This is a genomic window from Pseudomonas sp. NBB (assembly GCF_032701105.1).
In the GTDB taxonomy this organism is placed as follows: Bacteria; Pseudomonadota; Gammaproteobacteria; order Pseudomonadales; family Pseudomonadaceae; genus Aquipseudomonas; species Aquipseudomonas asiatica.
Genome location: NZ_CP103994.1, coordinates 1,204,177 through 1,228,267, shown reverse-complemented (window position 1 = coordinate 1,228,267; position 24,091 = coordinate 1,204,177). Strand labels below are relative to the sequence as shown.

At 65.5% G+C, this 24,091-nt stretch carries 20 protein-coding genes and 1 pseudogene; 5 read left to right on the top strand and 16 right to left on the bottom strand.

Going from position 1 to position 24,091, the window contains the following annotated elements:
- Window positions 1-23: 23 nt before the first annotated feature.
- From NY023_RS05645 to NY023_RS05590, 12 genes are all read right to left on the bottom strand, one after another.
- Entirely contained in the window at window positions 24-683 is a 660-nt protein-coding gene (locus NY023_RS05645) for a type II secretion pathway protein GspN (protein WP_024086381.1), read from the bottom strand.
- Complete coding sequence (gene gspM / locus NY023_RS05640; RefSeq protein ID WP_023663552.1) at window positions 680-1,066, bottom strand: type II secretion system protein GspM; 387 nt, start codon at window positions 1,064-1,066, stop codon at window positions 680-682. Before gspM ends, NY023_RS05645 begins: the two co-directional genes overlap by 4 nt.
- Entirely contained in the window at window positions 1,063-2,139 is a 1,077-nt protein-coding gene (gene gspL / locus NY023_RS05635) for a type II secretion system protein GspL (RefSeq protein ID WP_013971174.1), read from the bottom strand. Before gspL ends, gspM begins: the two co-directional genes overlap by 4 nt.
- Entirely contained in the window at window positions 2,136-2,687 is a 552-nt protein-coding gene (locus tag NY023_RS05630; protein WP_049798430.1) for a type II secretion pathway protein XcpW, read from the bottom strand. Before NY023_RS05630 ends, gspL begins: the two co-directional genes overlap by 4 nt.
- Before the next feature lie 1,676 nt (window positions 2,688-4,363).
- Window positions 4,364-4,732, bottom strand: coding sequence for a type II secretion system protein GspI (locus NY023_RS05625; RefSeq protein WP_316927888.1), 369 nt, complete (start codon window positions 4,730-4,732; stop codon window positions 4,364-4,366).
- Window positions 4,729-5,166, bottom strand: a complete 438-nt coding sequence (gene gspH, locus NY023_RS05620) for a type II secretion system minor pseudopilin GspH (RefSeq protein ID WP_013971172.1) — start codon at window positions 5,164-5,166, stop codon at window positions 4,729-4,731. Before gspH ends, NY023_RS05625 begins: the two co-directional genes overlap by 4 nt.
- Before the next feature lie 3 nt (window positions 5,167-5,169).
- A complete protein-coding gene (gene gspG, locus NY023_RS05615) occupies window positions 5,170-5,604 on the bottom strand; it encodes a type II secretion system major pseudopilin GspG (protein ID WP_013971171.1) in 435 nt (144 codons plus the stop codon).
- A gap of 17 nt (window positions 5,605-5,621) precedes the next feature.
- The gene (gene gspF, locus NY023_RS05610) at window positions 5,622-6,824 is read right to left on the bottom strand and encodes a type II secretion system inner membrane protein GspF (RefSeq protein ID WP_013971170.1); all 1,203 of its coding nucleotides are present in this window, start codon (window positions 6,822-6,824) and stop codon (window positions 5,622-5,624) included.
- A 3-nt stretch (window positions 6,825-6,827) separates the two neighbouring features.
- Window positions 6,828-8,276 (bottom strand): GspE/PulE family protein, encoded by a 1,449-nt coding sequence (locus tag NY023_RS05605; RefSeq protein WP_013971169.1) that lies wholly within the window; start codon window positions 8,274-8,276, stop codon window positions 6,828-6,830.
- Window positions 8,276-10,039, bottom strand: coding sequence for a type II secretion system secretin GspD (gene gspD / locus NY023_RS05600; RefSeq protein WP_023663089.1), 1,764 nt, complete (start codon window positions 10,037-10,039; stop codon window positions 8,276-8,278). The genes NY023_RS05605 and gspD overlap by 1 nt, the downstream gene beginning before the upstream one ends.
- 3 nt (window positions 10,040-10,042) lie before the next feature.
- Window positions 10,043-10,468, bottom strand: coding sequence for a pilus assembly protein PilZ (locus NY023_RS05595; RefSeq protein ID WP_013971167.1), 426 nt, complete (start codon window positions 10,466-10,468; stop codon window positions 10,043-10,045).
- Window positions 10,465-12,105 (bottom strand): lipoprotein UxpA, encoded by a 1,641-nt coding sequence (locus NY023_RS05590; protein ID WP_038408930.1) that lies wholly within the window; start codon window positions 12,103-12,105, stop codon window positions 10,465-10,467. The genes NY023_RS05595 and NY023_RS05590 overlap by 4 nt, the downstream gene beginning before the upstream one ends.
- A 223-nt stretch (window positions 12,106-12,328) precedes the next feature.
- Here NY023_RS05590 and NY023_RS05585 point away from each other — a divergent pair, with 223 nt between their 5' ends.
- Window positions 12,329-14,404 (top strand): PhoX family protein, encoded by a 2,076-nt coding sequence (locus tag NY023_RS05585; RefSeq protein ID WP_013971165.1) that lies wholly within the window; start codon window positions 12,329-12,331, stop codon window positions 14,402-14,404.
- Window positions 14,405-15,114: 710 nt separating this feature from the next.
- Here the strand turns inward: NY023_RS05585 and NY023_RS05580 are convergent.
- Window positions 15,115-15,375: pseudogene (locus NY023_RS05580) on the bottom strand (RHS repeat-associated core domain-containing protein); the annotation flags it as partial.
- Between the two features lie 206 nt (window positions 15,376-15,581).
- Window positions 15,582-16,547: a type II secretion system minor pseudopilin GspK gene (gene gspK, locus NY023_RS05575; RefSeq protein WP_013971164.1), complete on the bottom strand. Its 966-nt coding sequence runs from the start codon at window positions 16,545-16,547 to the stop codon at window positions 15,582-15,584.
- A 145-nt stretch (window positions 16,548-16,692) separates the two neighbouring features.
- Here gspK and tatA point away from each other — a divergent pair, with 145 nt between their 5' ends.
- The 3 genes from tatA to tatC are packed head-to-tail and all read left to right on the top strand — an operon-like array spanning window position 16,693 to window position 17,989.
- The gene (tatA, locus tag NY023_RS05570; RefSeq protein ID WP_013971163.1) at window positions 16,693-16,926 is read left to right on the top strand and encodes a twin-arginine translocase TatA/TatE family subunit; all 234 of its coding nucleotides are present in this window, start codon (window positions 16,693-16,695) and stop codon (window positions 16,924-16,926) included.
- Window positions 16,926-17,231: a Sec-independent protein translocase protein TatB gene (tatB, locus tag NY023_RS05565; RefSeq protein ID WP_013971162.1), complete on the top strand. Its 306-nt coding sequence runs from the start codon at window positions 16,926-16,928 to the stop codon at window positions 17,229-17,231. The genes tatA and tatB overlap by 1 nt, the downstream gene beginning before the upstream one ends.
- Complete coding sequence (tatC, locus tag NY023_RS05560; RefSeq protein WP_013971161.1) at window positions 17,228-17,989, top strand: twin-arginine translocase subunit TatC; 762 nt, start codon at window positions 17,228-17,230, stop codon at window positions 17,987-17,989. Before tatB ends, tatC begins: the two co-directional genes overlap by 4 nt.
- Window positions 17,990-18,092: 103 nt before the next feature.
- Here the strand turns inward: tatC and NY023_RS05555 are convergent, their stop codons facing one another.
- Window positions 18,093-18,404: a YqfO family protein gene (locus NY023_RS05555; RefSeq protein ID WP_013971160.1), complete on the bottom strand. Its 312-nt coding sequence runs from the start codon at window positions 18,402-18,404 to the stop codon at window positions 18,093-18,095.
- A 3-nt stretch (window positions 18,405-18,407) separates the two neighbouring features.
- Window positions 18,408-22,307: a phosphoribosylformylglycinamidine synthase gene (purL, locus tag NY023_RS05550; protein WP_013971159.1), complete on the bottom strand. Its 3,900-nt coding sequence runs from the start codon at window positions 22,305-22,307 to the stop codon at window positions 18,408-18,410.
- Window positions 22,308-22,632: 325 nt separating this feature from the next.
- Here purL and mltF point away from each other — a divergent pair, with 325 nt between their 5' ends.
- Entirely contained in the window at window positions 22,633-24,090 is a 1,458-nt protein-coding gene (gene mltF, locus NY023_RS05545; protein WP_013971158.1) for a membrane-bound lytic murein transglycosylase MltF, read from the top strand.
- The last annotated feature ends 1 nt before the right edge of the window (window position 24,091 follow it).

Genomic DNA, 24,091 nt, shown 5'->3' with positions numbered 1-24,091 from the left:
AGCTTGCCGGCGATAACACCTGTCTACCAGCGCAAATCCCGCTGCCCTGCCAGCGCCTGCGGTCCAAGCCACTGCACCCCACGCAGCAAAGGCGTCAGCGCCGCCTCCGGCTGCAACTCGACCACCACCTGCGCCCGGCGCGCGGGCAGGTCAGCATCCACGGCCAACTGATGCTGCCCCTGCTGCGCCAACTGCCCGCGCAGGTGCCAGCCGCTGCGGCAGTCCATTTCCAGCCAGCCCTGCCCCAAGCCCAGTGACCAAGGCTCGCTCAGGGCAAGGTCGGTTACCGTCATGCGGCCTTCGCTGGCACGGCATTGCCGCCCTGCCCCCTGCACCCGCAACGTGCCCTGCCACTGGCCGGCCAAACGGTAATCCGTCGCCACCGTCGCCTGGGCCCCCATGGCCGTCGCCTCCAGCCGCCAACGCCATGGCCAGCCTTCGGCGCGCAACTGCCAGGCCTGGCTCTGGAAGCCGAGCTGCGCGTTCGCCTGCATGCGCCAGGGCTGCACCACCCAACGCAATGGCCCGACCGGCCCCAGTTGCTGCGCCTGGCCTTGCCACAGGCTGCCGCTGACCTCACGCGCAGGCAGGCCTATCCCGCGCACCACCCAGCTAGCCGGTAGTTCCACCAGCAATGTCACGGTGAATACCAACAGCACCCACGCCACACTTCTTCGGCTCATGGCCGCACCACCAGGTCGAAGCGCAATCTCTTTTCATGCTGTTCCAGCCCCCACTGCAATGGCTGTACGCCTTCTGCACGCAGGGTCTGCAACCAGCCCTGCAGCACTCGCTCGTCGGCCACCTGCCCACGCAGTTGCCAGGTCTTGCCCTGCGCATCGACCTCGGCCAGTTCGATCTGCCGCGCCTGGGCCGACTGGCGTAGCCGCTCCAGGCTCAACCCCGGGCCGCCTTGAAGGCTGGCCGCCTGTTCGGCCAGCCCGCGCCACTGGCTGAGCTCGCGCCATTGCTCAAGGCCTGCGCGCAGGGACAGGAAGGCCAGCAAAACAGCAATCAGTAGCCAGGCGAACTTCAAACGGTGACGCTGTATCCAGTCCCGGTTCATGAGGCTGCTCCCAGGTCGAACACCACTTGGCCGTCCTGCACCTGGACAGAGGCCCCGGCGGCTGTCGCCATGTCGCTCCATGGCGGCGCACCGCCCTCGCCTTCCAGCCGCAAGTGCCAGCGCTGGCCATCGAAGCGCACCGCTTGCAGGCGCCAGCCGGGGTGGTCACGCAGCCAGGCCTGCAACGCAGCCTGCAGGTCTTCGAGCTGGCGCGTGCGCAGCTGCTGTTGCAATTCACTTTCGCGCAGGCGTTTGAGGGCCTGCGCGGCGTGCCGGGGGCTGGCCTGCTCACCGGTCACGGCGATGACCTGGCTGCGCCAGAGTTGCGCCTGGGCCCACTGCTTGCTCAACCACAGCCCGCCCCAGACGGCAGCCAGTACCAGGCAGGCCGCAAGCAACCGTTGCTGCAGCCGGGACACCACCGGCAGCGAACGCACCTTGCGGGTACGCTCGAACAGGCCGGGCAATGAATCGAGCGGTGCCAGCGTACTGGGCCAGTCGCCGCTCAGCGAAACCTTTTGCAGCTCCGCCCACGGTTGCCGTGGCACCTCGCCCAGTGCATCCGGCCAGGCCAGCCAGTGCTCCTGCCCGCCTTCGGCCAGCCCTTTGTACAAATACATGCCGGGTGTGCGCTGCCATTGCCAGGCATGTCCCGCCTCGGGGGGCGGCAGCAACTGTAGTTCTGCCCAGCAACGTGCCACCTGCAAGCCCCATTCGGCGCACTGCCCGCGCCAGTCGTCCAGTTGCTGACGGGCCACTACCAGTAACCGAAGATGGCCAGGCTCGCGGGCCAGGCAGGCGCATGCCACCTCGTCGACTGCCTGCAGCAAACGGTCTTCGAGCAACAGCGGCCATTCTTCACGCTTGAGCCCGGGCGGTGCCGGCACGCGGAAGTAGCTGCAGGTCTCGGCAGGCAGGATCAACGCCACACGGGCTTGCAGGTTCGCCGGGGGCTCGCCCTGCCCATGGCGTTGCACAAGGCCACCCTCGGCAAGCGCCCAGTGCCAGACAACGCCCGGTCGCAGCAACAGCCACGACTGAGCCGGGCTGCGCCGCCGCCATTCAAACTTCATGAGCGCCCCCACGGGAGGGCGAAGGTGCAGACATAGGGTGCTCCGTCACGCTGCAGTTCCAGACGCACGCCACGGCCGGGGTGCGCAGGTTGGTCGGAAGGCCAGGCCAGCCAGCGGCCGCCCTGGTAATAAAGAACATTCATGGCGCTGACCCGGTCGAGCCGCTCGCGCTGGACCCAGCGTGGGGCGGCGGCGGCATAGAGGTCGGCCGAGCTTTCCAGCAGCAGGCGCTGCTCGCGGGCCTCGAAGCGCAGGCGCTGGCGCTGCAGGCGCGAGCCGCCCTCGGCTTCCGGCATGCCGGTGCTGGCGACCCAGAGCAACTGGTTGCTTGCCGGTTGCCAGTCCAGCCAGCGGCTGGCCAAGGGCAGGCGCTGGTCGTAGACCCGGCGCATTACCGGGCTATCGAAGCGACGCTCCAAGGCCAGGCAGAAGTCCAGCACCGAGGTTTCCTGCGTGGTGACCTGCAGGCGTTCGCGAACCTTGAGCCAGCCGTTGACCAGGGCGGCGAGCATGATGCCGAGTACGGCGGTAAGTGCCAGGGCGACCATCAGCTCGATCAGGGTAAGGCCGGCCTGGCGGTGCCTCGTGGGTAGACATCTGCGCGGGGGGTGAAACTGGGTCTCTGTGGGAGCGGGCGCGCCCGCGAACACCGGCGCAGCCGGTGCCATGCACCGCGGTGCCTGCTTCGCGGGTAAACCCGCTTCTACAGGGACCGCACAAGCTTCACGGTCTCTGTAACTCATGGCCGCTTCAGGGGCAGGCATCTGCGCGGGGTGGAACCGGGCCTCTGTGGGAGCGGGCGCGCCCGCGAACACCGGCGCAGCCGGTGCCATCCACCGCGGTGCCTGCTTCGCGGGCAAACCCGCTCCTACAGGGACCGCGCAAGCTTCACGGTCTCTGTAACTCATGGCCGCTCCAGGGGCACGCATCTGCGCGGGGTGGTACCGGGCCTCTGTGGGAGCGGGTTCACCCGCGAACACCGGCGAAGCCGGTGCCATCCACCGCGTTGCCTGCTTCGCGGGTAAACCCGCTCCTACAGGGACCGCACAAGCTTCACGATCTCTGCAACTCACGGCTGCTCCAGGGGCAGGCATCTGCGCGGGGTGGAACTGGGCATCTGTAGGAGCGGGTTCACCCGCGAACACCGGCGAAGCCGGTGCCATGCACCGCGGTGCCTGCTTCGCGGGTAAACCCGCTCCTACAGGGACCGCGCAAGCTTCACGGTCTCTGTAACTCATGGCCGCTCCAGGGGCAGGCATCTGCGCGGGGTGGAACTGGGCATCTGTAGGAGCGGGTTCACCCGCGAACACCGGCGAAGCCGGTGCCATGCACCGCGGTGCCTGCTTCGCGGGTAAACCCGCTCCTACAGGGACCGCACAAGCTTCACGGTCTCTGTAACTCATGGCCGCTCCAGGGGCAGGCATCTGCGCGGGGTGGTACCGGGCCTCTGTGGGAGCGGGTTCACCCGCGAACACCGGCGAAGCCGGTGCCATGCACCGCGGTGCCTGCTTCGCGGGTAAACCCGCTCCTACAGGGACCGCACAAGCTTCACGGTCTCCGCAACTCACGGCTGCTCCAGGGGCAGGCATCTGCGCGGGGTGGAACTGGGCATCTGTAGGAGCGGGTTCACCCGCGAACACCGGCGAAGCCGGTGCCATGCACCGCGGTGCCTGCTTCGCGGGTAAACCCGCTCCTACAGGGACCGCACAAGCTTCACGATCTCTGCAACTCACGGCTGCTCCAGGGGCAGGCATCTGCGCGGGGTGGAACTGGGCATCTGTAGGAGCGGGTTCACCCGCGAACACCGGCGAAGCCGGTGCCATGCACCGCGGTGCCTGCTTCGCGGGTAAACCCGCTCCTACAGGGACCGCACAAGCTTCACGATCTCTGCAACTCACGGCTGCTCCAGGGGCAGGCATCTGCGCGGGGTGGAACTGGGCATCTGTAGGAGCGGGTTCACCCGCGAACACCGGCGAAGCCGGTGCCATGCACCGCGGTGCCTGCTTCGCGGGTAAACCCGCTCCTACAGGGACCGCACAAGCTTCACGGTCTCTGTAACTCATGGCCGCTCCAGGGGCAGGCATCTGCGCGGGGTGGTACCGGGCCTCTGTGGGAGCGGGTTCACCCGCGAACACCGGCGAAGCCGGTGCCATCCACCGCGTTGCCTGCTTCGCGGGTAAACCCGCTCCTACAGGGACCGCACAAGCTTCACGGTTTCTGTAACTCATGGCCGCTCCAGGAACACGGTGTACTGGCCTAGCGGCAGGCGCTGGTCGCGGTCGGCGAACAACAGCAGCTCGCCACGGCGCAGGTCGCGTACGCCGGTGCGGCGCAGTTGCAGTTGCCAGTGGCAGCGCTGGCCGCCTTGGCTCAGTTCACCGCCAACCTGGTTTTCAGCTGGCCAGTACTGCTCGACGGCAAAGCGGGTTTGCAGTTCTCGCGCGCATAGCAGGCCAAGGCGGTGTTGCTGCAGGTTGTCCTGCACCGCCAGGCGCTGGCGCAAAACCTGGCTGGTGATCACCGCCAGCACCGCGGCAATCGCCAGGGCCACGGTCACCTCAAGCAGGGTGAAGCCATGCTGATGTCGCTTCATGGGGCGACCACCACCTGCAAGCGGCCATCGCGGCTCCAGGCCCATTGCTGGCTGCCATCGGCCCAACGCCAGCGCACCTTGCCTGGTTGCGCCCAGCCATGCGGAGTGAACAACAGGCGCGGCTGCGGGCTGGCCGGCCAGTCCGGGCGCAGCCCCTTGGGCCAGTCACCAAGGGCGACTGCCTCGACCACCCAGCCATTACCCTCGCGCCGGACGAACTCCGGACGCTGGCCATTCCAGCGCAGCCCGCGCAGCTGCCCGGCATGCCGGGCCAGCGCGGCCTGCGACCGGGCCTCGCTCGCCAGCCGTTGCAGCGCCTGGTCGACACTGGCCTGGCTGTTGCCGAACCCGGCCACCGCCAATCCGGTCATCAGCCCGGCGATGGCCAGCACCACCAGCAATTCGATCAGGCTGAAGCCCCGCTGACGACGCACCCGTTACAGCTCCCAGTTACCCAGGTCGGCATCCTGGCCTTCGCCGCCCGGCAGCCCGTCGGCACCCAGCGAGTACACGTCGACCCGGCCATGTTCGCCGGGCATGCGGTACTGGTAAGGGGTGCCCCACGGGTCCTCCGGCAGGCGGCGCACGTAGCCGTCGCTGCGCCAGGCCCGTGGCAGCGGCTCCTGGGCCGGCTTTTTCACCAGCGCGGCCAGGCCCTGCTCGCTACTGGGGAAGCGCAGGTTGTCCAGGCGGTACATGTCCAGCGCCTGCTCCAGGGTGGCCAGGTCGGCCATCACCTTCTGCTTCATGGCCTTGTCCTGGTTGCCCAGCACGCTGGGCGCGACCACGGCGATGAGCAGGCCGATGATGAAAATCACCACCATGATTTCCATGAGGGTGAAACCGCGCTGGCGGTTACGTCGATGCTGCATGGCAGTACTCCTTGTCGTCAAAGTTGCAGGCCCTGGTTGAGTTGCATGATCGGCAACAGCACCGCCAGCACGATGAACAGCACCACGGCGCCCATCACCAGGATCATCAGGGGTTCGAACAGCGCCATGGCGGTATCGACCTGGCGGGCGAAACCGCGCTCCTGGTCATCGGCCACGCGCTCGAGCATGTCGGCCAGGGTGCCGCTGGCCTCGCCGCTGCCGACCATGTTCACCAGCAACGGCGGGAACTGCTGGCTGGCATCCAGCGCGCGATGCAGGCTGGTGCCGCCCTGAACTTGCTGGCGCACCTGCTCCATGGCCAGGCGGATACGCCGGTTGCCGACGGTTTCGGTGGCCACTTGCAGGGCTTCGAGCAGGGCCACGCCACTGCCGCTGAGGATTGCCAGGCTGCGTGCCAGGCGCGCGCTTTCCAGCACCTGCAGCAGGTTGCTTATATGTGGCAGGCGTAGCAGCAGCTGGTCACGGCGCAGGCACCAGTGCGGCTTGCGCAGCAACCAGCCGCCGAGCGCTCCAAGCAACAGGGCCAGCGCCAAAAGCCAGGGCCCGGCCTGCACCAACCCTTGGCTCAGGCCGATCAGTAACGAGGTAATGAGCGGCAGGCTTTGCCCGGCATGGGCGAACTGTTCGGTGAGCTTGGGTACGACGAAGGTCATCAGGCCTACCACCACGGCAAGCGACACCCCCATCAACACGGCGGGGTAAATCAGCGCGGTACGTGCCTTGTGCTGCTGTCGTTGAACCTGCTCCAGATGGTCGGCGAGGCGGGTCAGCACCTGGGCCAGGCGGCCGGACCGCTCGCCGGCCTCGACCAGCGCGCAGTACAGGCCGGTAAACGGTGCCCCCTGACGTGCCAGGCTGCGAGCCAGGCCCAGGCCTTCGGCCAACGAGCCGCACAAGGCCACCAGCACACTGTGCAGGGCGGGCTGGCGCAGTTGCCGTTCCAGGGTAGCCAGGGCGTCGACCAGAGGGATACCGGCACCGGTCAGGGTGGCCAGCTGACGAGTCAGTTCGCACAGCTGGGCGCGGCTCAGGCGCTGGCGCCGGGGTTGCCGGGTGCCGGCTTCGTGACGCTGCAAGCGGCGGGCGAACAGGCCCTGCTCACGCAACAACTGGCGGGCATGACGTTCGCTGTCGGCCTGCAAGCTGGCCTTGTGGGTCTTGCCGGCGAGGTCGACGGCCTGGTAGCGATAGGTCGGCATGGCTCAGCCCTGCACCACGCGCAGTACTTCGGCCAGGCTGGTCTCGCCACGGGCCAGGCAGTCACTGGCCATCGCCACCAGACTCTGCCGGCGCTCGGCCAGGTAGTCCTGCATGGCCAGCTCACTGGCGCCGTCGTACAACAGGCCGATCAGCCCGGCATCCAGCTCGATGAATTCATACAGGCCCAGGCGCCCGACATACCCGCTGCCCTGGCACTGCTCGCAGCCCACCGCATGGTAGCTGCTGCCCAGCGCTGCCAGCTCGGGCCACAGGTCGCGTTCCGCCGGCTGCAGCGGGTGCGCCACGGCGCAACTGCACAGGCGCCGCACCAAACGCTGGGCCAGTACGCCGCGCAGGCACGAGGCAATCAGGAACGGTTCGATGCCCATGTCGCGCAGGCGGGTCACCGCGCCCACCGCACTGTTGGTGTGCAGCGTGGACAACACCAGGTGACCGGTGAGGCTGGCCTGCACGGCGATCTGCGCGGTCTCCTGGTCACGGATTTCGCCGAGCATGATCACGTCCGGGTCCTGGCGCAGGATGGCGCGCAGGCCGCTGGCAAAGGTCAGCCCGGCACGCGGGTTGATGGCAGTCTGGCCGATGCCGGCGATAGCGTATTCCACCGGGTCCTCGACAGTGAGGATATTGCGGCTGCCGTCGTTGAGGCTGTTGAGGCTGGCATACAGGGTCGTGGTCTTGCCCGAACCGGTCGGCCCCGTGGACAGCACTATGCCGTTGGGCCGCGCCAGGCAACTGCGCAGGCCTTGCAACACCGCCGCCGGCATGCCCAGGTTGCCCAGCGCCAGCAGGCTGGCCTGCTTGTCGAGCACGCGCATCACCACCCGTTCGCCGTGGATGCCGGGCAGTGTCGAGACCCGCACATCCACTTCGCGCCCCGCCGCACGCAGGGTGATACGGCCATCCTGGGGCTGGCGCTTTTCGGCGATGTCCAGACGGGCCATGACCTTGATCCGCGACACCAGCATGGCCGACAGCGCACGCGGTGGGCGCAACACTTCGCGCAGGTGGCCATCGACCCGCAGGCGCACCACGAGGCTCTGCTCGAAGGTTTCTATATGAATGTCCGAAGCGCGCAGGCGCAGGGCCTGGCCGAACAGGCCGTTGATCAGGCGGATCACCGGGGCTTCATCGTCGCTTTCCAGCAGGTCCTCGATGCGCGGCATTTCGCTCATCAGGCTGTCCAGGTCGACCTGGTCGCCGATGCCCTCGATCAGCGCCTCGGTGGCAGCATCGCCGGCCTGGTACAGCTGGCCGAGGCGTTCGTCGAACAGTGCAGGCTCCAGGTATTCGAGCAGGCTTGGCTGGCCGTGCACGCGCAGCAGCTCCTGCAATTGGGCGCTGTCGGCGTCGTGCCGCAACCATAGCTGCCAGCCCTCCTCCGCAGGGGCCATGGCCACCCCGCTCTGCCGTGCCTGGCGATAGGGCAGCATCACCAGTCACCGCCTTCCAGCCGTGCGCGGCTGGAGGGGAACACCTGCAACAGCGGCGTAGCGTTTTGCGCATCCGCCAGGTCGGGTAACTGCAGCGGCGTGGTCTGCTGCAAGGTGCGGTACTTGTCTTCGCTGAGCCCGGCCAGGCTCGGCCCGTCACGCAGGATGCGCGGGCGGATGAACACCATCAGGTTCTGCTTGGTGTTCTTCGTGGCGTCGGAGCGGAACAGCCGGCCCAGGTAAGGGATATCGCCAAGCAGCGGCACACGCTGGTCGCTGGTGCTCAGTTCGTCGCTGATCAGGCCGCCGAGGATCACCAGGCCGTTGTCCTCGACCATGACCTTGGTCTTGATCTCGCGCTTGTTGGTGATCACGTCGCTGGCAGCCGTGGTGTCGGCAATCGACGACACTTCCTGGACGATGTCCAGGCGCACGCTGTTGTCGACGTTGATCTGCGGCTTGATGCGCAGCTTCACCCCGACTTCCTTGCGCTCGATGGTCTGGTACGGGTTGGCGTTGTTCTGCGTCACCGATCCGGTGACGAAGGGCACTTCCTGGCCGACCAGGATCGACGCCTCGGCGTTGTCCAGGGTCAGCAGGGTGGGCGTGGACAGCAGGTTGAAGCCGCTCTTGCCCTTCAGCGCGTTGACCAGCATGGCGAAATTGAAACCGCCGCCGAAATGGCCGATACCCGCCATGGCGCCGGTGGTGCTGGACAGCAAATCGCCAAGGGCCTCGTTGTCGCCACTGGCAGCGGCCCCGGCGATGCTGGCGATGTTCACCCCGTTACTGCCGAAATTGACGATGCCGGCACCGAACTTCTCGTCGGCGAACAGCCACTGCACGCCCAGCTCCTGGGCGCTGCTGTCGGACACCTCGGCGATGATCGCTTCCACCACTACCTGGGCACGGCGGATGTCCAGCTGCTGGACGATGGCGCGGTAAGCAGCCAGCTCGCTGTCGGGGCCGACCATGACCACGGCGTTGGTGCCTTCTTCGTATTCCAGGCGGATGCCCGAGCCTCCGGCGACAGGCACTACGGGCCTTTCCTTGCCCTCTGCTTCGCCAGCACCTTCAGAGGGCGCCATGCCTTCCTGGCTGAGCCCGCGCAACACCTTGACCACTTCACCAGCATTGGCATGGCGCAAGTAGATGACCTGGGTACTGCCACTGCCTGGTGCGTCCTGGGGGCGGTCGAGCTGGCGCAGCAAGCTGGCGATACGTTCCAGGTTGCTGCGCCAGTCGGTAACTACCAACTGGTGCGCTGCCGGATAAGGTGTGATCACACCGACCCGTGGGTCGATCAGGGGCTTGAGAATGCCCAGCACCTGCTCGCTGGCGGCGTTGCGCACATTGAATACCCGCGTAGCCACACTGTCGCTGCCTTCCCCCTGCTGCCCTCCCGCCTCCACCGGCACAGGCTCCAGGCGGGCGGCCTGGTCGGGAACGATCTTCACGCTGCCGTTGGGCAGGTCGACAGTGGCGTAGCCCTGGGCGCGCAGCTGGGCCAGAAAGATGTCGTAGATGGCATCGGCGTCGTGCAGGTCGACGGTGCGCACGGTGACCTTGCCCTTGACCCGGGGGTCGACGATGAAGGTGGTGCCGGTGATGCGCGACACGCTGTCGATGAACTCGCCCAGTTCGGTGTCGACGAAGTTCACCTCGTACATCGGCGTACCGTTGTCGTCGAACACCGGCTCTTCAGCACAGGCCATGGACAGGGCCAGGCTCAGCGCGGCCGCCACGCAATATCTAACAGGCATCGTTCATCCTTGCCGCTTGAAGCCGGTCACGGCGGGGCGTGGCGGCCAGGGCAGGCGTTCACGCCGCCCCTGGTTGTTGAAAATCAGGCCATCGCTGTCGATGTCCTGCAGCACGATCCCTGGCGCCAGGCGCTGGCCGCGGGCCAAGGTGCGCACCTGCTCGCCATAGCGCAGCACCACCACGCTGGAGGCCAGCGGCTGGGCCTTGAGGCCACCCAGGTATTGCAACGGCAGGCGGGTGATGGCGATGGCACCGTCGTCGACGGGTACCTGCCAATGGCCGACCATCAAGCCAGGCAACGGTTTGTCGGCCACGGCAGGCGCAGTGGCCGGTTGCGGCTGGCGGCCCAGTTGCAGCACGCACTGGGCGGCCAGCCAGCCGGCCAGGGTCAGGCCAGCGCCAGTCAGCAGGCGCGAGGCGAGCATCACGAGGCCAGTTGCCTTGGGTGCCAGCCCGGGTGCCCCTGCACGTAACGCACTTCGGGCAGTTGCAGCGGCGCCAGTTGCCAGTCGGTCGGCTGGCGGGCGAGCCAGGCTTCGACCCGTTGCCACAGCGGCTCGCCGGCCTGGGTTTCGAATTGCAGGCCAAAGGTGCGGCACAGGCCCTGCACCGGTTCCAGGCCACTGATGCGCTTGCCTTGCGGGCTGTAGCTGACACGCCAGGCCTGGCCCTGCCAGCGCGGCAGGTCCTGGCTGTTGTCCAGCAGCAGCGGGTCGCCGAACAGTTGCTCCGCGGCGTTTTCCAGCACTTGTTCGACCTGCCGGGCCGGCGCTTCGACCACCGGTGCCGGGTAGCCACCGGTGAGGCTGATCAGGTGTTCGCGGGTAATGGCCGCCCCGGCGGGCAGCGGGTAGTCATAGCGCAGGCCCGGCAGCAGCACCGACATGCTGCTGTCATCGGCCAGGGCCTGATGCAGCAGACGGTCCCAGCTGCCGCCTCGGGTGTCGCGGCGCCACAGCGCCTGGGGCGCGCGGGCCAGCGGTTGATCGAGCCAGGCCGCGTGGCCGGCGCGCTGCTGGCGCAGTTCTGCCTGCAATGCCCCGATACGCTGCTGCGCGGCGGGTGCCAGCTGGTGCTCAAAGGCCGGGTAGAAACGCCCATCGAACTGCCACAACCCCGCCACGCGCTGGCAGCGCAGGCGGAAGGCGCCGCTGCCCCGGCACCCAGCGAACAGCACCGGCACGCGGCGGCCGCTGGCCTGGCTAACCTCGACCGGCGCCGGCCACAGGTCCTGGCCGCGGGCGCACAGCAGCACGTCGATCTGCGGCACCCGCTCGGCCAGCCACAGGCCCGGCCCGGTACCGACATCGGCCATGGCTACCACCAGGTCAGCATCGCGCCGCGCCTGTTCGAACACCGGCTGCAATGATTGGTACCACTGTTTAAGAGAGGCTTTCTGGTCCTGGGCGTAGGGGTCGGTCACGCCGACCACAGCAATACGTGCACCGCCACGTTCGAAGATGTGCAAGGCTTCCAGGCCCAAAGCCCGGCGTTGCGTGTCTGCCAGCCCGGCGCCCAGGGTAACGGTGCCAGCCTGGCGATACAGCGCCGGGCTGCGCTGTGGCCACAGCACGCGCTCGTCGCTGCTGACCCGCGCTTCGCTGCCCAGCAGTTGGCTGCCCTGCAGGCCGCTTTCGCCCTGGGTCAAGTAGGCCAGGCCACTGCCATTCCAGCCCTGGCCGTTTTCCAGGGTCAGGCTGTTGCCCGCCCCAGCCTCGCCGCGCAGTTGCTCGAGCAACGCCGCCAGCACCGCATAGCCGCCCAGCTGGGCAGATGCAGCCTGGCTGGCATCGAGCAGTGGCGCCAGTTGCGGGTAGGCGATACTGGCACTGCTGCCGGTCATCCATGGTGCGCGGCCCAGATGGCTGACCGGCCCCAGGCGGGTGGCCGGCACCACGGCCTGGCCAGCTTGGCGGGCATCGAGGGTATCGGCCACGTACAGCAGGTCGAGGCTGGCGTTGCCGCCCTGCTGCCCAGGGAAGGCGGAGCAGGCGCCGAGCAACGGTGCCAAGGCACCGATACCCATCCAGCCGATCACTTCGCGCCTGTGCACACTGCTTGCCATCGAACCCGCCATCCTTATCCATGTTCACTCAGGGCACCGGATGTTGCGGCGTTGGCATTACAGTTTGATGGCAGAAATCCGACAGCCATTCCAAAGTGATCTGTAGAGCACGCTTCTAAGAGCGAGTTGTTTTAAAACCCCTTTAACATTTCTGCCAATGAATCATCATATTTGCGCACTAAAGTCGCGGTTCCTCCAACTCAGCCAACATAAGGACACCCTGATGAGTCGAGATACCGGCGACAACCTGGACCGGAACCAAAGCGGCAACCTGCCGATGGCCAGCGTCATGGACGCCTACCTGAGCCGCCGCAGCGTGATGCGTGGCAGCCTGGGCGCCGCCATCGCCATGATTGCCGGTACCGGCCTGACAGGCTGCTTCGACGGTGGGGGTTCCGACCACGATGACCCGGTCACCGAACCGCCAGTGACCGAGCCCCCCGTGACTGAGCCGGAAGTGCCGAAACTGGCCCTGGGCTTCCAGTCCATTCCGGGCTCGCGCACCGACGCCTGTGTGGTAGCCGCCGGCTACAGCGCCTACGTGCTGGCACCCTGGGGCACGCCGATCAACAGCAATGGCAACCCGTGGAAATCCGACGGCAGCAACACCTCGACCGACCAGGCCAACGCCATGGGCATGCACCATGATGGCATGCACTTCTTCCCCATCAACGGCAGCTCCGAAGACGGCCTGCTGGCGATCAACTTCGAGTACATCGACACCGCCGCCCTGCACCCGGCCGGCCCGACCACCGATGTGAACGGCAAGCGCCCGGTCGAGGAAGTGCGCAAGGAAATCAACGCCCACGGCGCCGGCGTGGTGCGCCTGCAGAAAATCGGCGGCCGCTGGCAGGTGGTCGACAACGACCCGCTCAACCGCCGTTTCACTACCGCCTCGCGCATGGAAATAACCGGCCCCCTGCGCGGCACCGATCACGTGAAGACCAAGTATTCGCCGGACGGCACCCACTGCCGCGGCACCAACAACAACTGCGGCAACGGCTACACCCCCTGGGGTACCTACCTGACCTGTGAAGAGAACTGGCCAGGCATCTTCGTCAACAAAGGTACCCGCCCTGAAGACCAGCGCCGCATTGGCGTGGGTACCTCCAGCGGCCAGTACAAGTGGGAAACCGCAGCCGGTGACAGCAGCGAAGTGGCAGATGAGTTCGCCCGTTTCGACGTCACCGTAAAAGGCGCCAGCGCTACCGACGACTACCGCAACGAAGCCAGCACCTACGGCTACATCGTCGAGATCGATCCGTACAACAGCGCCACACTGGCCACCAAGCGCACCGCGCTGGGCCGTTTCCGCCACGAAGGCTGCGCCCCGGGCCTGCCCGTCGCTGGCAAGCCGCTGGTTTGGTACATGGGTGACGACTCGAACAACGAGTACCTGTACAAGTGGGTTTCCACCGCGGTGTGGGACGCCGCCGACGCCAACCCGGCCGACCGCCTGGCCACCGGCGCCAAGTACCTTGACCAGGGCAAGCTGTACGTGGCCCGCTTCAATGCCGACGGCACTGGCGTTTGGCTGCTGCTGGACGTAGGCACTGCGACCACTGGCGGCAGCACCTTGGGTGCGCTGTATGGCGACCTGCCGGGCATCATCCTCAACACCCGTGGTGCTGGCGATGCGGTGGGCGCAACGCCGATGGACCGCCCGGAATGGACCACGGTCAACCCGCTGAACGGCGACGTGTACCTGACCCTGACCAACAACAGCGCGCGCACCCCGGAAAAGGTCGATGCAGCCAACCCGCGCGGCCCGAACCGTCACGGCCACATCATCCGCTGGCACGACAGCGACGACCAGCTGAGCTTCACCTGGGACATCTTCGTGTTCGGCGCCAACGCTGCGGGCACCGCCGACATCAACCGCTCCGGCCTGACCGAACTGAACCAGTTCGCCAGCCCGGACGGCATGAGCTTCGATAGCCGTGGCGTGTTGTGGTTCGAGACCGACAACGGCGAGAGCACCGTGACCGACTACACCAACGACCAGCTGCTGGCAGTGATCCCCACCAATCTGGTGGATGCCAGCGGCAAGCAGGTGCCGGTGAACGCGCAGAACCAGGTGGACCTGCGCCGCTTCTTCGTCGGACCGAATGGCTGCGAAGTGACCGGGATTACCTTTACGCCGGACAACAAGACGCTGTTCGTCAACATCCAGCACCCGGATAACTGGCCGTATACCGACAAGGCCACCGATGCCACCCCGGCAGGTGCCACGGTAAGGCCGCGGGCTGCGACCGTGGTGATCCAGCGTATCGATGGCGGGGAGATCGGCACCGCCTGATCGATCTGCGCACGGGGGCCGCTTTGCGGCCCTATCGCGACACAAGGCCGCTCCTACAAGGGATCGCATTCCCCTGTAGGAGCGGCCTTGTGTCGCGATGGGCTGCAAAGCAGCCCCGGCTACCCTACCAGGCTATTGGATTTGAGCCACGCACCCGCACTTGCTGCGCGGTACCCGTGGAACTGCCCAATCACCGGCAAACCATTTCCTCAGAAGTGAAACCAACTGAGTGCGTCAACACCAAGTCGACTACGGATTTGGTCTGCGCGCTCTCTGATATTGGACATGGTTCGCTCATAATCTAAACGTAGTTCGGTGCCTTCTGCCACATATGAAATATTCTGACTAAAGACTTGTTCGTGCCGATTAATGTCAATAAGTTGCTGATACAGAGACTCTGCCTGATCGAGGTCAAGTAGCTGTGGTCCCGCAGTTTCATGGCGGGGCGGAGTTCGAACCCCGTTGGCCGATGGCAGCTGTTGATCTGTACTACCTGCTGGTGCACGACGGTTAGCCAGATACTCTGTACCCCGCTGAGCCATAGGGTTTCTCAGTGTTTGCGTAACAGCTTGTGTGGGCATATCGGCTTGTGTTTGTTGCCGCTGTAGTCTGGCACGTAGTGCCTCCACACGCTGTGCTGCAGTCTGCCGCTGAGCGTGTTGGGCCCCTGCCCTTCGCGGTTGCTTCAATAGCTTTTGCGGTACTTTACGCAGACCGCTTAGATCCGCGTGACCACTTGGATCCGACCCCATGACTGGATTTCCTGAGCAATAGCTATAAGCATTTCGTCCGCCTGCACCAAAAGGGCTCCAGCCATCAGGTGAAAGAAATCGCCTCAGGGCTGGGCTGTAAGCCCGATAACCATTGCCTAGCAGGTAGGTGCCGGAACGGCAGTCTTCTCGCTCACCATTGTAGCCAAGCATGAATGCCGAGCTACCTTGGTTTTGGTGGTGCCCGTAAGGGCAATAGGCACGCAGAGCTACTGACACAAAGTTTGGCCTCGCAAGACGGCGAGCTGAAAGTTATGGTCTTTCCGAGGCCAGGCGCAACTAGCAAGATTATCAGTACACGCGGCTGGTTTCAGCTCACGATCACAGGTCCTGAATACCGTGCAATTCCCGTATGTGGCTGGCTTGCCGGCGATTGGGCTGCAGAGCAGCCCCGGCTATTTCAAGCCTTACCAGGCTATCGGCTCGCGGCTACGCACCCGCACTTGCTGCGCCGGTAGCCGGGCATGCCATTGCACCACCCCCAATGCCTCCACCTGGAACTCGCTGCGTATCACCCGCCCCTCCTCCGCGAACGACAGTTGCAACAGGAAATACCCGCTGTTCAGCAGCAGCCCTTCGCTCAAGCGTTCGAAAGTTTCGTCATCCACCGCCCCCAGGGCCTGGCGTAGCGCAGTTGCATCCACATATCCCGACGCCGGCCGTCCGCTGATGATGCGGCTGAGCAACGAGCGCGGATAACGCCCTTCATACAGCGCCTCCAGCAACGGCAGATGCTCCAACCCCAGGGCATTGGCATTCAGCCGCCAGCCGGTGGTCTGCGGCAAGGCGCACAGCATCGGGTAACGGCCCTGGCGGCTGGCGTCCGGCTCCAGTAGCAGATTCAGCTCGCTGGTATCGAGCATCGGCTGGTTGGCAGCCAGGCGCGGTGGTTGCTGGCGCAGGTACTGGGCGCTCTCGGCGCCCTGCAGGCGGGCATCGCTGTCGGCATCCAGCCAGTCGGCCAGGGCATCGACCAGGCGCTCGGCAGCCATGTCGTCGCCCAGCAGGTAACGCAACTGGCGCGCAGCACGCTCGCCGTCAGCGCCAAGCAGCGCATTGACGTTGAAACAGCTGTGCTGGTCGCGCACCCGCAACTGCGCCTGGCCGGCGCCAAAATCGTAGTTCAACGGCTGCCCGCGCAAGGCCTGCCAGAACAGCGGGCTAAGCCGCCAGCTGGGGTCACGCAGGGCCTGCTCGGCATAGGCCAGGCCGGCCTGCTCCATCGCGCGCGCCTGCACCCGCTGGTGCAACAGGCGCACATCATCGACCTGGCGTCGGCCATCTTCCACCAGCCAGGCCATGCCCGCCGCCAGCATCGCCAGCACAACCATCACCATCAACAGGGCCGCGCCCTGCTGTTGCCTGCCACCCATCCTTGCCTGCCTCTGTCGCCGAATAAAGACGCCAGTCAACACGCCCGGTGTTGCAGGTAGATGGCAGTGACCGTTCGTCATGTGTACGTCATCTGCGCGCGGCAGGATTGTCTTTCCTTTTCATGACCTTAGAGGAGTGGTCGCAATGGGTGGCATTGGAATCTGGCAACTGGTGATCGTACTGCTGATCGTATTCCTGCTGTTTGGTACCAAGCGCCTCAAGGGCCTGGGTAGCGATGTGGGCGAGGCGATCCAGGGTTTTCGCAAGTCCATGGGCGGTGACACCGACGCCACTCCCCCAGCGCATACGCAGGTGCAGCAACAGTGCCCGCTGACAGGTCAGGGTACGCAGCAACCGCAAGCGGATCGTCAGCCCTGATGTTCGAGGTAGGCTTCAGCGAGTTGCTGCTGGTCGGCATCGTCGCGCTGTTGGTTTTAGGCCCGGAGCGCCTACCGGTGGCGGCACGCACCGTCGGGCGCGGCCTGGGCCAGGCGCGCAGGGCCATGCACGCCCTGCGCAGGCAGGTGGAGCGGGAGATCGAACTGCCCGCTGTCGAGCTACCCAATCTCGACAGTACGCCTTTGCAGCGCCTGGAACAGGAGATCCGCCAAGGCATCAGCCTGAAAGCGGAGCCGGCCAATGATGCGGCCACGGTCGCGCCCCCCAAGGAAAACCTTTCATGAGCATTGCCATGGATCCGGTGGCGAGCATGCCGCTGACCGAACACCTGCGCGACCTGCGCAAACGCCTGGTGCGTTGCCTGGCGCTGGTGGCGCTGGTGTTCGCCGGCCTGTTCCCCTTCGCCCAGACGTTGTACACGCTGATCTCCGAACCGCTGCGGCGCTTCTTGCCGGAAGGTGCGAGCATGATCGCCACCAGCGTCACTTCGCCGTTCCTGACGCCGTTCAAGCTGACTGCGATGTGCGCAGTGTTTATCGCCATGCCACTACTGCTGCACCAGGCCTGGGGCTTTCTGGCGCCGGGGCTGTACCGCCGTGAACGGCGCATTGCCCTGCCGTTGCTGGTATCGAGCATCGTGCTGTTCTACGCCGGCATGGCCTTCGCCTTTTTCCTGGTGTTCCCGATGATGTTCGGCTTCTTTGCCAGCGTGACACCGGAGGGGGTGGCGATGATGACCGATATCAGCCAGTACCTGGACTTCATCCTTGCGCTGTTTCTGGCGTTCGGGCTGGCGTTCGAGATCCCGGTAGCGACGTTTATCGTGGTCTGGGTGGGGTTGGCCGATGTGGCTACATTGCGGCGCAGCAGGCCCTACGTGATCGTCGGCTGCTTCGTGGTGGGGATGATCCTGACGCCGCCGGATGTGTTTTCACAGACGATGCTGGCGGTGCCGATGTGGGTGCTGTTCGAGGTGGGGTTGCTGGCTTGTGGGTGGTTGAAGCGGCCTGGGCAGGGCAAGGAGATTGTGGCTGGATTGTAGGGCCCTATCGCCGGCAAGCCAGCTCCCACAGAGATATCACAGGTTCTTATGACTGCGATATTCCTGTAGGAGCGGGCTTGCCCGCGAATAGCCTTGATGCAGTCTAGAACTCGGCAAGCCGCCAGACTTCGTAGGCTGGCGTCTCGTACGGGTGGCTCTGCTTGAGTGCAGCGACGACCTGGGCAATCAGATCGTCAGCCACCACCAGCTCCACCTTCCACTCTTCCACCGCCTCGACCTGGCCGGTTTGCCCGAGGAACGGCTGGCTGCCGTCCAGCGGGCGGAACTGGCCCTGGCCCAGCGTCTGCCAGGCGCAGTGGTCATAGTCACCGATGCGCCCGCCACCAGCGGCGAACACAGCGGCCTTGACCACTTCGACGTGGCTGGCGGGGACGAAGAAGGCGAGCTTGTACACGCCTTAGTTCACCCACACCCGTGCGTTACGGAACATACGCATCAGCGCGGCATCTTCCTGCCACTCATCCGGGCGCCAGGAGTTCTGCACGGCACGGAACATACGCTCCGGGTGCGGCATCATGATGGTCACGCGGCCGTCGCGGCTGGTGAGGCCGGTGATACCACGCGGCGAGCCGTTCGGGTTGGCCGGGTAGGCTTCGGTGACCTTGCCGTGGTTGTCGACGTAGCGCAGGGCCACGCAGCCGGACATGTCCGCAGCCAGCAGTGCCTCTTCGCTGGCGAACTCGGCATGGCCTTCACCGTGGGCGATGGCGATCGGCATGCGCGAACCGGCCATACCCTGCAGGAAGATCGAGTTGGACTTCTGCACTTCGACCATGGCCACACGCGCCTCGAACTGCTCCGAGCGGTTGCGCACGAAGTGCGGCCAGTGCTCGGTGCCCGGGATCAGTTCGTGCAGGTTGGACATCATCTGGCAACCGTTGCACACGCCCAGGGCGAAGCTGTCGGTGCGCTCGAAGAAGGCCTGGAAGGCGTCACGGGCGCGGCTGTTGAACAGCGCCGACTTGGCCCAGCCTTCACCGGCACCCAGCACGTCACCGTAGGAGAAGCCACCGCAGGCGACCAGGCCCTTGAAGGCCTCGAAGTCGACACGGCCGGCGAGGATGTCGCTCATGTGCACGTCGATGGCGGCGAAGCCGGCGCGGTCGAAGGCGGCTGCCATCTCGACCTGACCGTTGACGCCCTGCTCGCGCAGGATGGCCACTTGCGGACGCACGCCCTTCTTGATGTACGGGGCGGCGATGTCGTCGTTGACGTCGAAGCCCAGCTTGACCGACAGGCCCGGGTTGTCTTCCTCGAGCAGCAGGTCGAATTCCTGGTCGGCGCAGTCGGCGTTGTCACGCAGGCGCTGGATCTGGTAGCTGGTCTCGGCCCACTGGCGCTGCAGCATGCGGCGGTCGTCGTCGAACAGCACTTCGCCGTTCAGGCTGATGGACACTTCACCGTTGTTGACCGGCTTGCCGATCACCGCGACGCAGCCTTCACCCAGGCCAGCGGCGCTGAACTGTGCCAGTACGTCCGGGGTGGCATCCTGGCGAACCTGGATGACCGCGCCCAGTTCTTCGTTGAAGAGGATGGCCGGCACGTCGCCTTTGCTGTCGGTCAGCGGGTCGAGGTGCAGGTCGAGGCCGCAGTGGCCGGCGAAGGCCATTTCCAGCACGGTGGTGACCAGGCCGCCGTCGGAACGGTCATGGTAGGCCAGCAGGTGACCATCTTCGTTCAGGCCCTGGATCACGGCGAAGAACGCCTTCAGGTCTTCGGCGTCGTCGACGTCCGGTGCCTGGGCAGCGATCTTGCCGTAGGTCTGTGCCAGGATCGAAGCGCCCATGCGGTTCTTGCCGCGGCCCAGGTCGATCAGGATCAGGTCGGTCTCGCCCTTGTCCATGCGCAGTTGCGGGGTCAGGGTCTTGCGGATGTCGGTGACCGGGGCGAAGCCGGTGATGATCAGCGACATTGGCGAGGTAACGCTCTTCTCTACGCCCTCGTCGCTCCACTTGGTCTTCATCGACATCGAGTCTTTGCCGACCGGAATGGTAATGCCCAGCTCCGGGCACAGCTCCATGCCGACAGCCTTGACGGTGTCGTACAGGCGGGCGTCTTCACCTGGGTGGCCGGCGGCAGACATCCAGTTGGCCGACAGTTTGATGTCGGACAGCTTCTCGATGCGCGAGGCAGCCAGGTTGGTCAGTGTCTCGCCAATTGCCATGCGGCCGGACGCCGGGGCATCCAGCAGAGCCAGCGGGGTGCGCTCGCCCATGGCCATGGCTTCACCGGTGTAGACGTCGAAGCTGGTGGCGGTGACGGCGCAGTCGGCCACCGGTACCTGCCACGGGCCGACCATCTGGTCACGGGCTACCAGGCCGGTGATGGTACGGTCGCCGATGGTGATCAGGAAGCTCTTGCTGGCCACGGCCGGGTGGCTGAGGACGCGCTGAACGGCGTTGTCCAGGTCCAGCTTGCTCGGGTCGAAGTCATCGCCCAGCTCGGCTTCGCGGGTAACCGAACGGTGCATGCGTGGCGGCTTGCCCAGCAGTACGTCGAGCGGCATGTCTACCGGCGTGTTGCCGAAATGGCTGTCGCTTACGGTCAGGTGCTTCTCTTCAGTCGCTTCACCCACTACGGCAAACGGGCAACGCTCACGCTCGCAGATTGCCTTGAAGCGCTCGAAGTCGACGGCGCTGACGGCCAGCACGTAACGCTCCTGCGATTCGTTGCTCCAGATTTCGTGCGGGGCCATGCCCGGCTCGTCGTTGGGCACGTTGCGCAGTTCGAAGCGGCCACCACGGCCACCATCGTTGACCAGTTCTGGGAAGGCGTTGGAGATACCACCGGCGCCAACGTCGTGGATGAAGGCGATCGGGTTGTTGTCGCCCAGCTGCCAGCAGCGGTCGATGACCTCCTGGCAACGGCGCTCCATTTCCGGGTTTTCGCGCTGTACCGAAGCGAAGTCGAGGTCAGCCGAGCTGGCACCGGTCGCCACCGACGAAGCGGCGCCGCCGCCCAGACCGATCAGCATGGCCGGGCCGCCGAGCACGATCAGCTTGGCGCCGACAGTGATCTCGCCTTTCTGCACGTGGTCTTCACGGATGTTGCCCATGCCACCGGCCAGCATGATCGGCTTGTGGTAGCCGCGAACTTCTTCACCGTGCGGGGTGTTGATGGCCTGCTCGAAGGTACGGAAGTAGCCGGTCAGGGCCGGGCGACCGAATTCGTTGTTGAACGCAGCGCCACCCAGTGGGCCTTCAATCATGATGTCGAGGGCGTCGACGATACGCTCAGGCTTGCCGTAGGCCTGCTCCCACGGCTGTTCGAAGCCCGGGATACGCAGGTTGGACACGGTGAAGCCGGTCAGGCCAGCCTTGGGCTTGGCGCCACGGCCGGTCGCGCCTTCGTCGCGGATTTCGCCGCCGGAGCCGGTGGAGGCGCCGGAGAACGGGGCGATGGCGGTCGGGTGGTTGTGCGTCTCGACCTTCATCAGGATGTGCACCGGCTCCTGCACCGCGCCGTACTGGCGGGTTTCAGGGTTCGGGAAGAAACGGCCGGCAACGTTGCCGACGATCACCGAGGCGTTGTCCTTGTACGCAGACAGCACGCCTTCGTTGTGCATCTGGTAGGTGTTCTTGATCATGCCGAACAGGCTCTTTTCCTGAGCCTGGCCGTCGATGTCCCAACTGGCGTTGAAGATCTTGTGGCGGCAGTGCTCGGAGTTGGCCTGGGCGAACATCATCAGTTCGATGTCGTTCGGGTTGCGCTTGAGGCCCTGGAAGGCGTTGACCAGGTAGTCGATCTCGTCTTCGGCCAGGGCCAGGCCCAGGTCGATGTTGGCCTTGGCCAGGGCGTCACGGCCACCGGCGAGGATGTCCACCGAGGTCATCGGCTTGGGCTGGGCATGGCTGAACAGGTCAGCGGCCTGCTCCAGCTGGCCGAGCACGCGCTGGGTCATGCGGTCGTGCAGCTCGGCGGCGATCAGTTCGGCGTCGGCTTCGCTCAGGCTGCCGGCAACGTAGTAGGCAATACCGCGCTCCAGGCGCTGGATCGACTGCAGGCCGCAGTTGTGAGCAATGTCGCTGGCCTTGCTGGCCCACGGCGAAATGGTGCCCAGGCGCGGCACGACCAGGAACAGGCGGCCGCTCGGCTCCTGTACCGGCACGCTCGGGCCGTACTTGAGCAGACGCCCCAGCACCTGCTGCTGGTCGGCAGTCAGCTCGCCGTCGACATCGGCGAAATGGGCAAATTCGGCATACAAACCAGTAACAGCGGGGACTTTCTGGCTCAGTTGCTCGAGTAATTTACCGTGGCGAAAGGCAGAAAGGGCAGGAGCGCCGCGCAGGATCAACATCGTCGGGACAGCCTCAGGAAGGGGTGTGCTTAGAGGCCGTGCATTCTAGCCTAATTCGAAGGGTTTCGGCACCCGCTCTAAGCCACGGCTGCCGGGCGGCGGAACCGGACTTGCGGGTCAAAAAAAAATTGCCTTGTGTTGCCTGCTCCGGCCCTATCGCCGGCAAGCCGGCTCCCACAGGTATACCACCACCCTCAAGGCCTGCGTTGTACCTGTGGGAGCCGGCTTGCCGGCGATAGGGCCGGTAAAGCACAGAACCTGCTACCAGACAAGCTAACAGTTGTCGAGATATGGTTGGGCCAGTCCTTTGCGTATACTGCAACCTATGTTCGCCCACACTGCTTTGCGCCAGCGTTGCGCCAGATGGCTTTTCGCAACCGGACTCTTTCTGCTGCTCGGTGCCTGCGTTGAAAAACCCAGCACCCTCGAGCGCGTGAAGGAGGATGGCGTGCTGCGCGTGATCACCCGCAACAGCCCGGCCACCTACTTCCAGGACCGCAACGGCGAAACCGGCTTCGAATACGAGTTGGTCCAGCATTTCGCCGAAGATCTGGGCGTGAAGCTGCAGATCGAGACCGCCGACAACCTCGACGAGCTGTATGACAGCCTCGGCAAGCCCTCCGGCCCGGTGCTGGCAGCGGCCGGCCTGGTCACCAGCGAACGGCGCAAGGCCCAGGTCAGGTACTCCCACCCTTATCTGGAAGTGACCCCACAGGTCATCTACCGCAACGGCCGCACGCGCCCCACCAACGCCAAGGGCCTGGTCGGAAAGAAGATCATGGTGCTCAAGGGCAGCAGCCATGCCGACCAGCTGGCCGAGCTGAAAAAGCAGTACCCGGGCCTGGAATACGAGGAATCCGACGCCGTCGAGGTGGTCGACCTGCTGCGCATGGTCGATGAAGGCCAGATCGACCTGACCCTGGTCGACTCCAACGAGCTGGCGATGAACCAGGTGTACTTCCCCAACGTGCGGGTTGCCTTCGACCTTGGCGACACCCGCGACCAGCGTTGGGCGGTGGCGGCCGGTGAAGACAACAGCCTGCTCAACGAGGTCAATGAGTTCCTCGACAAGGCGCAGAAGAACGGCACCCTGCAACGCCTGAAGGACCGCTACTACGGCCATGTCGACGTCCTGGGCTATGTGGGTGCCTACACTTTCGCCCAGCACCTGCAGCAGCGCCTGCCCAAGTACGAGAAGCACTTCAAGAGCTACGCCAAGGTTGAGCAGGTGGACTGGCGCCTGCTGGCCGCCATCGGCTACCAGGAATCGATGTGGCAGCCCGAGGTCACCTCCAAGACCGGCGTGCGCGGCCTGATGATGCTGACCCAGCGCACCGCCCAGGCCATGGGCGTGTCCAACCGCCTGGACCCGAAGCAGAGCATCCAGGGCGGCGCCAAGTACTTCATGAAGATCAAGGAAGAGCTCGACGACAGCATCCAGGAACCGGACCGCACCTGGTTCGCCCTGGCTGCCTACAACGTCGGCACCGGCCACCTGGAAGACGCCCGCACCCTGGCCAAGCGCGAGAAGCTCAACCCGAACAAGTGGCTGGACGTGAAGAAGATGCTGCCGCGGCTGTCGCAGAAGCAGTGGTATCGCCAGACCAAATACGGCTATGCACGTGGCGGCGAGCCGGTGCATTTCGTGGCCAACATCCGTCGCTACTACGACATCCTCACCTGGGTGACCCAGCCGCAGCTCGAAGGCCAGGTGGCCGAGGGCAGCCTGCATGTGCCCGGGGTGAACAAGGACAAGCCGGCGGAGCAGTCGCCGCCGATGTAGG

Bases quoted from the DNA above. Each gene is read 5' to 3' on its own strand.
- NY023_RS05645 (WP_024086381.1), bottom strand. From the start codon at position 683: ATGAGCCGAAGAAGTGTGGCGTGGGTGCTGTTGGTATTCACCGTGACA.
- gspM (WP_023663552.1), bottom strand. From the start codon at position 1,066: ATGAACCGGGACTGGATACAGCGTCACCGTTTGAAGTTCGCCTGGCTA.
- gspL (WP_013971174.1), bottom strand. From the start codon at position 2,139: ATGAAGTTTGAATGGCGGCGGCGCAGCCCGGCTCAGTCGTGGCTGTTG.
- NY023_RS05630 (WP_049798430.1), bottom strand. From the start codon at position 2,687: ATGGTCGCCCTGGCACTTACCGCCGTACTCGGCATCATGCTCGCCGCC.
- NY023_RS05625 (WP_316927888.1), bottom strand. From the start codon at position 4,732: ATGAAGCGACATCAGCATGGCTTCACCCTGCTTGAGGTGACCGTGGCC.
- gspG (WP_013971171.1), bottom strand. From the start codon at position 5,604: ATGCAGCATCGACGTAACCGCCAGCGCGGTTTCACCCTCATGGAAATC.
- gspF (WP_013971170.1), bottom strand. From the start codon at position 6,824: ATGCCGACCTATCGCTACCAGGCCGTCGACCTCGCCGGCAAGACCCAC.
- NY023_RS05605 (WP_013971169.1), bottom strand. From the start codon at position 8,276: ATGCTGCCCTATCGCCAGGCACGGCAGAGCGGGGTGGCCATGGCCCCT.
- gspD (WP_023663089.1), bottom strand. From the start codon at position 10,039: ATGCCTGTTAGATATTGCGTGGCGGCCGCGCTGAGCCTGGCCCTGTCC.
- NY023_RS05590 (WP_038408930.1), bottom strand. From the start codon at position 12,105: ATGGCAAGCAGTGTGCACAGGCGCGAAGTGATCGGCTGGATGGGTATC.
- NY023_RS05585 (WP_013971165.1), top strand. From the start codon at position 12,329: ATGAGTCGAGATACCGGCGACAACCTGGACCGGAACCAAAGCGGCAAC.
- gspK (WP_013971164.1), bottom strand. From the start codon at position 16,547: ATGGGTGGCAGGCAACAGCAGGGCGCGGCCCTGTTGATGGTGATGGTT.
- tatA (WP_013971163.1), top strand. From the start codon at position 16,693: ATGGGTGGCATTGGAATCTGGCAACTGGTGATCGTACTGCTGATCGTA.
- tatB (WP_013971162.1), top strand. From the start codon at position 16,926: ATGTTCGAGGTAGGCTTCAGCGAGTTGCTGCTGGTCGGCATCGTCGCG.
- tatC (WP_013971161.1), top strand. From the start codon at position 17,228: ATGAGCATTGCCATGGATCCGGTGGCGAGCATGCCGCTGACCGAACAC.
- purL (WP_013971159.1), bottom strand. From the start codon at position 22,307: ATGTTGATCCTGCGCGGCGCTCCTGCCCTTTCTGCCTTTCGCCACGGT.
- mltF (WP_013971158.1), top strand. From the start codon at position 22,633: ATGTTCGCCCACACTGCTTTGCGCCAGCGTTGCGCCAGATGGCTTTTC.